Origin of the sequence: Pseudomonas sp. CMR5c (genome assembly GCF_003850545.1) — a bacterium.
Lineage (GTDB): Bacteria > Pseudomonadota > Gammaproteobacteria > Pseudomonadales > Pseudomonadaceae > Aquipseudomonas > Aquipseudomonas piscis.
This window is the reverse complement of the sequence record NZ_CP027705.1, coordinates 4749728-4763319: the sequence shown is the minus strand read 5'-3', so window position 1 is coordinate 4763319 and position 13592 is coordinate 4749728. Positions and strand designations below refer to the sequence as shown.

Below are 13592 nucleotides of genomic sequence, written 5' to 3'. Positions count from 1 at the left end.
GAATCGAAAACCGACTGGCGATGAAAGATCTTTTGCGCTGTACCTTTAATCCCCTGCCAGCCCCTCGGAAGTGGGGCACCAGGGCGCTTGGAGGCAAAAAAAAACGATCCGGCAGATCTTTTCCGGCCGCAGGAGAGTCAACATCTCATCAGAACCATGTGACCGATGGGAGTCATCGTGATGAGTGAACGCAAGGCGCTCTTGATACTGCATGGCAAGCAGGCCCTGAACGAGCAAGTACGGGCCGCGGTGGAGGCCAGGCGGGCCGCCGGCTGGGAGCTGGCGGTGCGCCTGACCTGGGAGGCAGGGGATGCCCAGCGCCTGGTTGGCGAGGCCTTGGCCGCCGGTTATCGGCGGCTGGTCGCCGGCGGCGGCGACGGCACCCTGCGCGATGTCGCCCAGGCCCTGGCCGACGCCCAGAGCCCATGCAGCCTGGTGCTGTTGCCCCTGGGCACTGCCAACGATTTTGCCCGCGCCGCCGGGGTGCCGCTGGAACCCGCAGCGGCCCTGGACCTGCTGGATGTGCCGGCCCGGCCGATCGACCTTGGGGAAGTGGACGGGGAGGTCTTCCTCAACATGGCCACTGGCGGTTTCGGCAGCCAGGTCACAGCCAATACTTCGGAGGACCTGAAGAAGGTCCTGGGTGGCGTCGCCTATCTGTTCACCGGGTTATCACGGTTTGCCGAGCTGAGCGCCGCCTACGGTGAGTTGCAGGGGCCGGATTTTCATTGGCATGGTGAGCTGCTGGCCCTGGGCATCGGCAACGGTCGCCAGGCAGGGGGCGGCCATGAGCTCTGTCCCCAGGCGCTGGCCGATGACGGCTTGCTCGATGTCAGCATCCTGCCGGCGCCCCAGGATCTGGTGGGAACCCTGAAGAACCTGCTGGCCGGGGGGATGGCGATCGACAAACTGTTCGTTCGCACCCGCCTGCCCTGGGTCGAGATAAAGGCTTCGCGAGGGCTGGATATCAACCTCGACGGCGAGCCCTTGCAAGGCGACCGGCTGCGTTTCGAAGTCCGGCCCGCGGCCTTGCAGGTGCATCTGCCTGCCGCTTCGCCGCTGTTGGGCGGCGCTGGTTGACTCAGTCGTCGAGGCTGATGATGCGCTCGCGCACGGCGAACAGCACCAGCCCGGCGACGTCGAAGATCTGCAGGCGCTTCATGATCTGGGAGCGATGGGTTTCCACGGTCTTGATGCTCAGGCCCAGCCCCTGGGCGATTTCCCGGGTGGACTTGCCGCGCACGATCAGGCGCAGGATTTCCAACTGACGGGCTGTCAGGTTGTGGTTGTCCGCCGGCGGCGGCTGGGTCTTCTGGGTGCGGGTCAGGGCCTGGGTAATCACGGTGTGGGCGATGGCCGGGCTCAGGTAGCGCTCGTCGTTGCGCAGCGCTTCGAGGGCGTGTTCCAGTTCGGTGGCGGTGGTGTCCTTGAGCAGGTAGCCATGGGCTCCGGACTCCAACGCCTGCATGATCAGCGCCGGATCGGTGTGCATCGACAAGATCAGCACCTTGCTGTGTGGATGGGTGGCCTTGAGCTGTCGCAGGGCCTCCAGGCCGCCGGTGTGCTTCATCGACAGGTCCAGCAGGACGATGTTCGGCCGCAGTTTCTCGACCATTTCCAGCAGGTGCGCGCCATCGTCGGCTTCACCGATCACGGCGTATCCGGGAATGTCCATGACCAGGGCGCGCACGCCAGCCCTGATGAGCGAGTGGTCATCCACCAAAAGTAAATTACAGGTCAATGTAGAACCTTATTTGTACTGGCCCGCTCAAGGGTGCGAGGGGCCCAGGGAAAAAGTGCTTCGATCTGGGTGCCCTGGCCGGTCTCGCTGGTGACCTTGAGCAAACCGCCCAGTTGATTGATCCGTTCTTGCATCCCGGCCATGCCACGCTGGCCTTGGGCGCCGGGGTTGGCGGCGGGGGAAAAACCCTGGCCGTCATCGCTGATGAACAGCGACAGGCCTTCGGGCAGGCGTTGCAGGCGCACCAGCAGGTTGTTCGCCCGGGCATGTCGAAGCGTGTTGGTCACCGCCTCCTGGGTGATGCGGAATGCGGCGACGGCCATTTCTTCCGGGATGCCCGACAGGCGCTGGTGGCATTCCAGGCTCCAGTGCACCGAGGTGTTCTCCAGAGTCTTGAGCAGGTGGGCGCGCAGGCTGGCCTCCAGGCCCAGGCTGGTCAACTGCCGGGGGTTGAGGATGGCGGAAACGTCGCGCACCTTGGTCAGGGTCTCTTCCAGGGTGGTGCCGAGCAGGGCGAAATGCTCCTGCAGGTCTTCCGGCAGGCGCCGCTTGAGCCAGTCGGCCTGCAACTTGGCAGCCGTCAGCAGTTGGCCGATGTCATCGTGCAATTCGCGGCTGAGCCGGTGACGTTCGTTTTCCTTGACTTGCAGTAGGCGTTCGGCGAGCTCCTGGGGCTGGAAGCGGATGGACTTGCGCGAGTAGCCGTACTGCCCCCAGATGCAGGCCAGTGCCGCGACGTTGAGAAGTACCAGGGGCAGGGGCAGGGAGTCCCCGAGGCAATAGACCAGCACGGTGCCCACCGCCGAGCCTGAGCACAGCAACAGGCTGAGCCAGCGCAGGTGATCATGGGAGGGCGGCCAGGAGAAGAGTGACTTGAGACTGGCGTACATGACGGATGGAGCCAATGAATGTTCGCTGCGAAGAGTCTGGTCAGGAATGGGTGGCCAGGCTTGTTTGAGAAACGGTGCTATTTGAATATCTGGCTTCAATCAACTCTGCCTGTATTTCTGCTACAGGCTCGATAGTGATTGTCGACATTGGAATCAAAGTGCCATTAAGTATGTCCATTAGTGCGCCGCATAATACCACCGAAGATACTGCTGGTCGCGCCCAAGTGCCTGGGCATATATGTCCTGGAGGTCAGGAAAACCATGGTCGATCATTCCTGTCCCGGGTTGCCGGGGGGCTGTTGCGAGCAATGAATCCGGGGGAATCCGCTGCTGCAGGTACACGCAAGTCCCCAGGAGGATCAGTGCCGGGTTGGACGCAAGTTGAAATTGTTTTAGTGGCTGATGTCGTTCTTGGGTATGTGCTGTTCAATAACGACAGTAGATTGGATAGTTAGCCGCCTACTTATTTATCTTGTGCGGCTGGCCATCGTCGTTCGATGTTCTCTATCCGACAGCTTGGCGGTTATTGCAACTTCAATGGCTGCAAGATGGGTGCGAGCAGGTGCAGTTCTGCGAGACCTGGTCGGCCAATTCCTCGATCAGCATCACTTGTTCGCTGTCATCCATGTTGAGCTGGCCGTCGCGCGGGTCGATCAGTTCCAGTTGCCAGGCCATCAGGGTCAGGCAGCTCTTGAGCGCTTCGAGGATCTGGTCGTTGAGGTCCAGTGGATGCTCTGGTCGCTTGAGCAGGCCGTGGATGTGCAGGGAAAACTCCGATAGCGGGCTGATGGTATGGCGTGCCGCGCACTGCGCCAGGCGCTGCAGGGTCACGAGCAGGCAACTGATGGCCTCCTCGTCGTTCCTGATCAGGTGCAGGTGGCTCAGGCAGTCTTCCGATTTGGCCAGCAGTGTCTGGGCTTCAAGCAGGAATTCGGGCAGGGGCGTGGTGCACTCATGGCCGTCCTTTAGCATGCTTATCTCCATGACTTCGTTTCCGATGGCGGGATAGGGCGTTGGCTGAACGGTTTCAATTTGGGAGGCGTTTGGGGAATTTGAATATTAGACAAGTCTGGCGTTTTTTCAGTAGTCGCAATCGGGCGCGATGAACGGATTTCATCGTTTGCCGCTGGCAGCCGGATACCGCCCACAGCGAAGCAGCGCATGAGCGCTGGGGTTCTGTGAGCAGTGGCATGTAGGCTTGAAAGGGGGTCGGGCCACCCTTTTGCGATCAAAAACAAAAGCCTGACTCCATTCATGCAATGAGAATGGCGTCACATTAATGGCTATTGGATATTGCGAATATCAGGCTGGTCCTGATTGTTGATAGGGGAATCCCCTAGGCACGGGAACCTTCCGCCGAGATAGAGGTCTCGGCGGCGCAGCAGTAGTACTGCTGAATTGACCGCCGCAGTAAAGCATGATGTTAATGTGACATCAATGGCTTTGTATGGCAATTTGCATACGGGTCAAGATACGGCGTACCTGGCCGATATCTGTCTTTAGTGAATTCATCAGTACAGCCCAGGAGTCATTAATGGCCGGCATTCTCGACACGGTAGATCAACGCACGCAACTGGTGGGTGAGAATCGACTGGAAATCCTCATGTTCCGCCTGGCCGGTCGGCAGCTGTTCGCGATCAACGTCTTCAAGGTCCAGGAAGTCCTGCAACTGCCGAAACTGACCCTGATGCCCCAGCGCCACCCTTTCGTCTGCGGCGTGGTCAACCTGCGTGGCCAGACCCTGCCGGTGATCGACCTGTCCCAGGCCATCGGCATGCGTCCGCTGGTTCCCGGGCCCAACAGCACCATCATCGTCACCGAGTACAACCGCTCGGTACAGGCGTTCCTGGTGGGCGGCGTGGACCGCATCGTCAACATGAACTGGGAAGCCATCATGCCGCCGCCCTCCAGCGCCGGCCGCCAGCACTACCTGACCGCCATCAGCAAGGTCGATGACCAGTTGGTGGAAGTCATCGACGTCGAGAAGGTGCTGGCCGAGATCGTGCCGTACAACGCCAAGGTCTCCCGCGACAAGCTCGACGACCCGCTGTTGGCCCGTGCCCGCGGCCGCGAGGTGCTGCTGGTGGACGACTCCAACGTGGCCCTGTCGCAACTGCGCGATACCCTGGGCCAGTTGGGGGTGAAGATGCACATCGCCAGCGACGGCCTCAAGGCCCTGAAGATGCTCAAGGCCTGGGCCGACACCGGGGTCGACATGACCGAGAAGCTGCTGATGGTGTTCACCGATGCCGAGATGCCGGAGATGGACGGCTATCGCCTGACCACCGAGATCCGCAACGACCCACGCCTGCGCGGGCTCTACGTGGTGCTGCATACCTCGTTGTCCGGCAGTTTCAACGAATCCATGGTCAAGAAGGTCGGCTGCGACAACTTCCTCTCCAAGTTCCAGCCCGACAAGCTGGTGGATGTAGTGCGCCAGCGCCTGCTACTGGATGAAGCTGGCGCCTGAGGCCGGCGAGCCAGCGTCATGGATCTTTGTTTCACCGGGGCGCTGGTATAGGGTGGGCGTTTTTCCCCGTAGGGAGCAGGACATGCGTCTTAGCGCGCTTTATCGGTATCCGTTGAAATCCGGCAGGGGCGAAACCCTGCAACAGATCGGCCTGGACAAGCTCGGCCTCGAGGGTGATCGCCGCTGGATGCTGGTGGATGAGGCCAGCGGGCGCTTCCTGACCCAGCGTGCCGTAGGACGGATGAGCCAGCTCTCGGCGCTGTGGAATGCCCGGGGTGGCCTGACCCTCAGCGCCCCGGGCCTGGCCTCGCTGGAGGTGGCGCTGCCGGATGAAACTGCGGCCCTGCGTGGCGTGACCATCTGGCAGGACACCTTGCGAGTACCCGATGCCGGCGACGAGGCCGGAGCCTGGGTCAGCGAATTCATCGGCAAGCCCACGCGCCTGGTACAGGTTCCGCTGGAGCGGGCGCGGACCACCGCTGCCGGCTACGGCAAGGATGATGACCAAGTGGCTTTTGCCGACGGTTTTCCCCTGCTGCTGATCGGCCAGGCATCCCTGGACGACCTGGCCAGCCGAGTTGGCCGGCCCCTGGAGATGCTGCGGTTCCGGCCCAACCTGGTGGTCGAGGGCAGCGAAGCGTTCGCCGAGGACAACTGGAAGCGGGTGCGTATCGGCGATGTCGAGTTCCGCGTGGTCAAGCCCTGCTCGCGCTGCATCCTCACCACCATCGATCCGCAGACTGGCGAGCGCAGTCCTGATCGTGAGCCCCTGGCGACCTTGCAGAAGTACCGGGCACGGGAGGATGGGGCGATGTTCGGCCAGAACCTGGTCAACGACGGGATTGGCCAGTTGCAGGTGGGCATGCCGGTGACCGTTCTCGAATAGCCTTGGCGCGGCGAAAAAAAATGCCCGTCTCCTGGTGGGGGACGGGCATTTTTCATGCGCTGGTGCAAGCCGGGGGAGGGATCAGCCGCGGTATTCGCACAGGTAGGCGGTGTCCACCGCGACCTTGAGCTGGAACTTGCTGTTGGCCGGTACGTTGAAGTGGTTGCCGGCAGAGATGGTCTGCCACTCGTCGCTGCCTGGCAGCTTGACGGTCAGGGCGCCGGAAACCACATGCATGATTTCCCGTTGCGCGGTGCCGAATTCGTATTCGCCCGGGGCCATGACGCCAATGGTGGCAGGACCTTCGGCCGTGCCGAAGGCAATCGACTTGACGGTGCCGTCGAAGTACTCGTTGACTTTAAACATGGGCGATTCCTCAAGAGTGGGTCAAAAAGGCCGGCCAGTATGCACAAGCCCCGAAGGGCCGTCACCTGTCGCCATCAAGGAAGCACCAGCGGCAGCAGGCGCGCGGTATTGCGGGCATCTTCCAGGGCTCGATGCTGCTGGCCATTGAACTGCATCCCGGCCAGTTGCAGGGCGGTATTCAGCCCCAGGGGGCGCTCCAGGCGCCGGGCCTTGGCGAAGCGCTGCTTGAGGTTCATGTGCGGTACATCGGCGAGCAAGCTCTGCAACTGCTGGTTGTGCCATTCCTGCTGCAACTGCTTGCGATCGTAATCGCCCCAGCTGGCCCAGCCCTCCAGGCGCGGTCGATGCTGGGCCAGCCAGCGCTCGAACAGGGGCCAGACCTCGCTCAAGGGGGCGGCGCCGTCGATATTGGCCTGGGTGATATGGGTCAGCTCGCGGCAGAACGGCGTCAGCATCGGGCGCCTGACGGGCCGGACGAAACGCTGGAAGTGGTCCTGTTCCCGGCCCTCTCGGTTGACCAGGGTGGCGCCGATCTCGATGATTTCCATCTCGCTCACCGGCCAGCCCCCTTCATCGGTCGTGGCTTCCAGATCTATTACCAGCCAGTGGGGCATCACGAATTCCAGCCTTCAACCATCTCGATGACGCTTGAGCGTAGCCAAAGCCGGGGAATCCGCCTAGGGGGGAGCGCCGGGCGGGGTACGATCCGCCCCGACGCCGATAGGACCTGTAGGGTTATTCCACCTCCAGCAGCACCTGGCGGTTCTTCACCTGGTCGCCGAGGCCGACCTGGATCCGGGTGATCGTCCCGTCGATCCCGGCCTTGAGCGGATGCTCCATCTTCATCGCCTCCAGCACCAGCAATAGCTGGCCCTTGCTGACGCGCATGCCCTCACTCACCAGCACGTCGACGATGGCGCCATCCATCGGCGCCTTGAGCGTTCCCGAATGGGCGCCCGACTGGCTCTGGACCGGGGCGTGGGTCCGGTCCTGCAGGTGCAGGCTGCCCTGTTGGCTGTGCAGCCAGAGTTCCTGGTTTTCCAGGTGATAGGCGTAGTGCCGGCGGATGCCGCCAAGCTCCAGGATGGCCCGGCGTCCGTCGGCGCTGCAGACCTTCAGCTCCATTAACTGCCCAGCCTGCCGGACCTGTACCTGGCCTGCGGTCCCCGGGCTCAGTTGCAGGGACCACAGCCGTTCCTCCTGCCCCAGGCGATAGTGCAGCGCCCCCCCGACGTTGTTGCGCCAGGCGGCGAGCGGCCCGGCATGGGCCTTGGCTGCGTGGTGATGAAACAGCGCGGCGGCGATGGCCAGGTCCTCGTGACCGGGAAGCTGCGGTTGCAGGCTCGGATCCTCGGCAAAGTGTTCGGCGATGAATGCCGTGCTGAACTGGCCGCCGGCGAACACCGGGTGCCCGAGCAGGTTGGCCAGCAGGCGCCGGTTGCTTTCCAGGCCCAGCAACACGCAATCCTCCACCGCGCGCAGCAGCTTGCGCCGGGCTTCCTCGCGGGTGGCGCCGTGGGCGATCAACTTGCCCAGCATCGGGTCGTAGAAGGGGCTGACCCACTGGCCTTCCTGCAAGCCATGGTCGGTGCGGATGCCCGGCGCCGGCTCCCAGCGCAGCACCTGGCCGGTCTGTGGCAGAAAACCCTGGGCCGGGTCTTCGGCGTACAGGCGCACTTCGATGGCATGGCCGGATAAACGTACCTGTTCCTGCTTCAGCGGCAGTGGCTCGCCGGCGGCCACTTGCAGTTGCAAGGCCACCAGGTCCAGACCGGTGACCAGTTCGGTCACCGGGTGCTCCACCTGCAGGCGGGTGTTCATTTCCAGGAAGTAGAACTGCCCCCGGGCATCGAGCAGGAACTCCACGGTGCCGGCACCGACATAGTCCACCGCCCGTCCGGCCTTGAGCGCCGCTTCACCCATGGCTTGGCGCAGTTCTTGGGTCATGACCGGGCAGGGCGCCTCCTCGACGACCTTCTGGTGGCGGCGCTGGATCGAGCAGTCGCGCTCGCCGAGGTAGATCAACTGCCCGTGATGGTCGCCGAAGACCTGGATCTCCACATGGCGCGGCTCGACCAGCGCTTGTTCCAGGATCAGCTCGTCGCTGCCGAAGGCGTGCAGCGCCTCGGAGCGCGCGGTCCTGATCTGCTCCAGCAGTTGCCCGGGCTCCTGTACCAGGCGCATGCCGCGCCCACCGCCACCGGCACTGGCCTTGATCATCAACGGATAACCGATGCGCTGGGCTTCGCGCTGCAAGGTGGCGTCGTCTTGCTCTTCGCCCTGGTAACCCTGGATGCAGGGCACGCCGGCCTCGAGCATGGCGATCTTCGAGCGGCGCTTGCTACCCATCAACTCGATGGCCGCGGCGCTGGGGCCGATGAAGGTGATGCCGGCGGCCGTGCAGGCTGCGGCGAACTCGGCATTTTCCGAGAGAAAACCATACCCGGGATGGATGGCATCGGCGCCGCTGCGCCGGGCCGCATCGAGGATCGCGGCGCTGTCCAGGTAGGACTGCTGGACCGGCGCGGGACCTATGCGCACGGCTTCGTCCGCCATGCGCACATGGGGCGCCTCGGCGTCGGCGTCGCTGAATACGGCGACGGTGCGATAGCCCAGTTGCTGGGCGGTGCGCTGGATCCGGCAGGCGATTTCGCCACGGTTGGCGATCAGGATCTTGGTGAACGCGGGCATCGTAGGCTTCCTGTGTCTGTGTGGGGCGTCAGCCGGCCCAGGACGGTTGGCGTTTCTGCACGAAGGCCAGGGTGCCTTCGGTCCCTTCCTCGCCGCCGACGGCTTGGGCGAAGTCGTCGGCAGCCTGGTCCAGCAGCGGTCCCAGTGGCTGGTCGACGCTGGCCAGCAGCAGGGCCTTGGTCTGTGCATTGGCCCCGGGGGCGCAGCGCAGAACCTGCGCCAACTGCTGCCCCAGGCGTTCCTGCAGCGCCGTGGCGTCGTTCTCGACGAAGTGCACCAGGTCCAGTTGCCGGGCCTGTTCGCCATCGAAGCGGGCGGCGGTCAGCGCCAGGCGCCGGGCCTGGGTCAGGCCGATGCGCCGGACCACGAACGGGGCGATCTGCGCCGGCAGCAGGCCGAGGCTGGTTTCCGGCATGCCGAACTGCGCCGAGTGCTCGGCGATGGCGATATCGCTGACGCAGGCCAGGCCAAAACCGCCGCCGAGAACCGCGCCCTGCAGTACGCAAACCAGCACCTGGGGGACTTTCTGCGCCTCTTCCAGCAACGCACCGAAGGCCCGGTTCAATTCACGGTAGGCCGCGTTGCCCCGGGCCCGGGCTCCGGCCATGTCCTTGAGGTCGCCACCAGCGCAGAAGTGTCCGCCAGCGCCCTGCAGCACCAGGGCCCGGATGCTGCGACGCGCGCTCACGGCGGCCAGCACCGCGCGCAATTCCGCCACCATCTCAAGGCTCATGGCGTTGCGGCACTCGGGGCGGTTGAGGGTGATGAACAGCACGCCGTCGCGTGATTCCAGCAACAGTGTCTGGCAACTCGGCAACAGGCTCATTTCTTCTTCCCGGGCAGGATGCCCATGAGTTTGCAGATGATCCCCAGCATGATCTCGTCGGCACCGCCGCCGATGGACACCAGGCGCACATCGCGATAGGCCCGGGCCACCGGGTTGTCCCACATGAAGCCCATGCCGCCCCAATACTGCAGGCAGCTGTCGCTGACCTCGCGGCCCAGGCGCCCGGCCTTGAGCTTGGCCATGGAGGCCAGGCGGGTCACGTCCTGGCCACGCACGTACTGTTCGGTGGCCTGGTACACCAGGGCCCGCAGGCACTCGATCTCGGTGGACAGCTCGGCCAGGCGGAAGTGGATCACCTGGTTGTCGATCAGCGGATTGCCGAAGGTCTTGCGCTCCTTGCAGTACTCGATGGTGCTGTCGATGCAGTACTCCAGGCCCTTGATCATGTTCGCCGCGCCGAACAGCCGTTCTTCCTGGAATTGCAGCATCTGCATCATGAACCCGGCGCCTTCGTGGCCGATGCGGTTGCGCTGGGGCACCCGCACGTTGTCGAAGAACACCTGGGCCGTTTCCGAACTGCGCATGCCGAGCTTGTCCAGGTTCGGGCTGAGGCTGATGCCGGGGGTGTCCATCGGCACCATGATCAGCGACTTGTTGACATGGGGCTTGTCGTCCGAGGTATTGGCCAGCAGGCAGATGAAGTCGGCGCTGGGGGAGTTGGTGATCCACATCTTGCTGCCGTTGATCACGTAGTCATCGCCGTCCTTGCGGGCGTGGGTCTTGAGCCCGGCTACGTCGGAGCCGGCACCGACCTCGGAAACGCCGATGCAGCCCACCTGCTCGCCGCTGATGGCCGGGCGCAGGAACTGATCGCGCAGCTCATCGGAGCCGAAGCGCGCCAGGGCCGGGGTGCACATGTCGGTCTGCACGCCGATGGACATGGGAATGCCGCCGCAGCGGATGGTGCCGAACTCTTCGGCGGCGACGACCGAGTAGCTGTAGTCCAGGCCCATGCCGCCGAACTTCTCCGGCTTGGAGATGCCCAGCAGGCCCAGCTCGCCGGCCTTGCGGAAAATCTCGTGGATGGGGAAGCGCCCGGCTTCTTCCCATTCATCGACATGGGGATTGATCTCGCGCTCGACAAAATTGCGCACCGTGCGCCGCAGTTCTTCGTGTTCCTGGGTGAAGATCATTGTTGTTGTCCTTCTCAAGTTGAGTGACGTCACCAGCGGATCGTTGTGGCCCACTACCTGCGGGCCGTTCTGCGCGATCAGAACCGCGCCACGCCAAAGCTGTTGGGTTGCAGTGGGCGCACCTGGGCTTCATGGCAGATGTCCAGCAGCAGGCCCAGCAAGGTGCGCGTGTCACGCGGGTCGATCAGGCCGTCGTCCCACAGGTTGGCGCTGCCGTACAGTGCGGTGGACTGGCTGTCGAGCTTCTGCGCGGTGACCTGCTCCAGCATGTCGAGCATCTTCGGGTCGGCCTCCTGGCCGTTCTTGGCGTGCTTGGCCTCGGTGACGATGCGCAGCACCTTGCCGGCCTGGGCACCACCCATCACCGCGGTACGGCTATTGGGCCAGGCGAAGATGAAACGCGGGTCCAGGCCGCGGCCGCACATCGCATAGTTGCCGGCACCGTAGGAGCCGCCGACCACGATGGTCAGCTTCGGCACCCGGGCGTTGGCCACCGCCTGGATCAGCTTCGAACCGTGCTTGATCACCCCTTGCTGCTCGGATTCGGTGCCGACCATGAAACCGGTGGTGTTGTGGAAGAACAGCAGCGGGGTCTGGCTCTGGTCGCAAAGCTGGATGAACTGCGCGGCCTTGCTCGCGCCCTGGGGGGTGATCGGGCCGTTGTTGCCGATGAAACCGCAGGCCCGGCCCTGGATCTGCAGGTGGCCGCAGAGCGTCTGGGCATCGAACTCGCCCTTGAACTCCAGGAACTTTGAACCGTCGGCCAGGCGCGCGACGATTTCCCGGGCGTCGTAGGGTTTCTTCGGGTCGTCGGGAACCAGCCCCAGCAGTTCCTCTATCGGGTACAACGGTTCGCTCCAGGTCCTGGGCGGCGGTGCCGGCAGTTGGGCATTCCAGGGCAACAGGCTGACGATCTCGCGAACGATGCGGATGCCGTCGGCATCGTTTTCCGCCAGGTACTCGGCGGTACCGGCAACCTGGGCGTGCATTTCGGCGCCGCCGAGCTGTTCGTCGGTGGCCACCTCGCCGGTGGCGGCCTTGAGCAAGGGCGGCCCGGCGAGAAACAGCTTGGCCTTGCCGCGCACCACCACCACGTAGTCCGACAGCCCGGGCTGGTAGGCACCGCCGGCGGTGGCCGAGCCATGCACCACGGTGATCTGCGGCAGGCCCATGGCCGACATCCGCGCCTGGTTGGCGAAGCTGCGTGCGCCCTCGACGAAGATCTCCGCCGCGTAGTTGAGGTTGGCGCCGCCGCTTTCGGCGAGGGTCACCACCGGCAGTTTGTTTTCCATGGCGATCTGTTGCAGGCGCAGGGACTTGTACAGGCCGCTGGGGGAAATGGTGCCGCCCTTGATCGCGCTGTTGTTGGCCGCCACCAGCACGCGCACCCCGCAGACGTAGCCGATGCCGGCGATCAGGCCACCGCCGGCCTGGCTGCCGTCCTTGTCGTCGTGCAGCTTGTAGCCGGCCAGGCCGGCCAGTTCGAGGAACGGCGCGCCCGGGTCCAGCAGCAGGTTGAGGCGTTCCCGGGGCAGCAACTGCCCGCGTTGTTCGAACTTGGCCTTGGCTTCCGCGGCCTTGTCCAACTGGTGTTGCTGGATGTCGCGCAGCTGTTGCAGGCCGGCCAGCATGGCCGTTTGGTTCTGGGCGAATTGCGCGCTGTGGGGGTCAAGTTGGGATTGGATCACCGGCATGGCTTATTCCCCGTCCTTGAGCACATCGGGCAGGTAGGCCCGATGAAAACCGTTGTACGAGTGGCTGTTGCGCGCCTTGCCCAGGGGCCAGGCGCGGCTGCCGAGGCTGGCGGCGCCGTCGATGCGCAAGGTACTGCCGCTGATGAAGGCCGCGCCGGGGCTGAGCAGGAACACGATGGCCGCGCTGACTTCCGATTCGCTGCCGATGCGCTTGAGCGGCACATGCTCGCGCAAGGTGGGGATCACCGCCTTGAAGGCGCCTTCGTAGGTGTCCATGCCGCTGGAGGCGATCCAGCCCGGGGCCACGGCGTTGACCCGGACCCCGGCATGGCCCCATTCGTAGGCGGCGGTCTTGGTGAAGTTGTCCATCCCCGAGCGCGCAGCGCCGGAATGGCCCATGCCGGGCATGCCGCCCCACATGTCGGCGAGCATGTTGACGATGCTGCCGCCGTGCTTGCTCATGGACTGGTTGAACACTTCCCGGGCCATGAGGAAACCACCCACCAGGTTGGTGCGCAGCACGGTCTCGAAGCCCTTCTGGTTGATCGAGGCCAGGGGCGCCGGGTACTGGCCGCCGGCGTTGTTCACCAGGCCATGGATCGGGCCAAAGCGCTCGATCAGCTCACCGACCAGGGCCTTGACTGCATCCTCGTCGCGAATATCGCAGGCTTGCCAATCCACCAGCCCACCGTCCTCGGCGATCTCGCCGGCGACCTGCTGGAGTTTTTCCGCCTTGCGCCCCACCAGCAGCACCCGGGCGCCCAGGGCCGCCAGCTCATGGGCGGTGCAACGGCCGATGCCACTGCCGCCGCCGGTGACGAGGATGGTCTGGCCGGCAAACAATTGCGCTTTGAAGATCGAGTCGTACACCACG

At 64.2% G+C, this 13592-nt stretch carries 13 protein-coding genes; 3 read left to right on the top strand and 10 right to left on the bottom strand.

Going from position 1 to position 13592, the window contains the following annotated elements:
- Positions 1-180 precede the first annotated feature (180 nt).
- Entirely contained in the window at positions 181-1080 is a 900-nt protein-coding gene (gene yegS / locus C4K40_RS21730) for a lipid kinase YegS (protein ID WP_053133415.1), read from the top strand.
- Between the two features lies 1 nt (position 1081).
- Here yegS and C4K40_RS21725 read toward each other — a convergent pair whose 3' ends face one another.
- From C4K40_RS21725 to C4K40_RS21715, 3 genes are all read right to left on the bottom strand, one after another.
- Positions 1082-1741, bottom strand: coding sequence for a response regulator transcription factor (locus C4K40_RS21725; protein WP_031320239.1), 660 nt, complete (start codon positions 1739-1741; stop codon positions 1082-1084).
- Positions 1738-2631, bottom strand: a complete 894-nt coding sequence (locus C4K40_RS21720) for a sensor histidine kinase (RefSeq protein WP_022639995.1) — start codon at positions 2629-2631, stop codon at positions 1738-1740. Before C4K40_RS21720 ends, C4K40_RS21725 begins: the two co-directional genes overlap by 4 nt.
- A 534-nt stretch (positions 2632-3165) precedes the next feature.
- A complete protein-coding gene (locus tag C4K40_RS21715; RefSeq protein WP_022639994.1) occupies positions 3166-3603 on the bottom strand; it encodes a hypothetical protein in 438 nt (145 codons plus the stop codon).
- A 562-nt stretch (positions 3604-4165) separates the two neighbouring features.
- Here C4K40_RS21715 and C4K40_RS21710 point away from each other — a divergent pair.
- Together C4K40_RS21710 and C4K40_RS21705 are read left to right on the top strand one after the other, a co-directional pair.
- Positions 4166-5101, top strand: coding sequence for a chemotaxis protein CheV (locus tag C4K40_RS21710; protein WP_022639993.1), 936 nt, complete (start codon positions 4166-4168; stop codon positions 5099-5101).
- 82 nt (positions 5102-5183) lie between these two features.
- Positions 5184-5987 carry an MOSC domain-containing protein gene (locus tag C4K40_RS21705; protein ID WP_053133054.1) on the top strand — a complete coding sequence of 268 codons (804 nt, stop codon included), beginning with the start codon at positions 5184-5186 and terminating at the stop codon, positions 5985-5987.
- Positions 5988-6068: 81 nt separating this feature from the next.
- Here C4K40_RS21705 and C4K40_RS21700 read toward each other — a convergent pair whose 3' ends face one another.
- From C4K40_RS21700 to C4K40_RS21670, 7 genes are all read right to left on the bottom strand, one after another.
- Positions 6069-6353 carry a pyrimidine/purine nucleoside phosphorylase gene (locus C4K40_RS21700; protein ID WP_022639991.1) on the bottom strand — a complete coding sequence of 95 codons (285 nt, stop codon included), beginning with the start codon at positions 6351-6353 and terminating at the stop codon, positions 6069-6071.
- Between the two features lie 74 nt (positions 6354-6427).
- On the bottom strand, positions 6428-6967 hold the full coding sequence (locus tag C4K40_RS21695) for an exonuclease domain-containing protein (RefSeq protein WP_022639990.1): 540 nt from the start codon (positions 6965-6967) through the stop codon (positions 6428-6430).
- 121 nt (positions 6968-7088) lie between these two features.
- Entirely contained in the window at positions 7089-9044 is a 1956-nt protein-coding gene (locus tag C4K40_RS21690) for an acetyl/propionyl/methylcrotonyl-CoA carboxylase subunit alpha (RefSeq protein ID WP_053133051.1), read from the bottom strand.
- Positions 9045-9072: 28 nt separating this feature from the next.
- Positions 9073-9870 carry an enoyl-CoA hydratase/isomerase family protein gene (locus tag C4K40_RS21685; RefSeq protein WP_022639988.1) on the bottom strand — a complete coding sequence of 266 codons (798 nt, stop codon included), beginning with the start codon at positions 9868-9870 and terminating at the stop codon, positions 9073-9075.
- Positions 9867-11024: a citronellyl-CoA dehydrogenase gene (gene atuD, locus C4K40_RS21680; protein WP_022639987.1), complete on the bottom strand. Its 1158-nt coding sequence runs from the start codon at positions 11022-11024 to the stop codon at positions 9867-9869. Before atuD ends, C4K40_RS21685 begins: the two co-directional genes overlap by 4 nt.
- A 77-nt stretch (positions 11025-11101) precedes the next feature.
- Positions 11102-12718: a geranyl-CoA carboxylase subunit beta gene (gene atuC, locus C4K40_RS21675; protein ID WP_022639986.1), complete on the bottom strand. Its 1617-nt coding sequence runs from the start codon at positions 12716-12718 to the stop codon at positions 11102-11104.
- Between the two features lie 3 nt (positions 12719-12721).
- Positions 12722-13591 carry an SDR family oxidoreductase gene (locus C4K40_RS21670; RefSeq protein ID WP_053133048.1) on the bottom strand — a complete coding sequence of 290 codons (870 nt, stop codon included), beginning with the start codon at positions 13589-13591 and terminating at the stop codon, positions 12722-12724.
- Position 13592 lies beyond the last annotated feature (1 nt).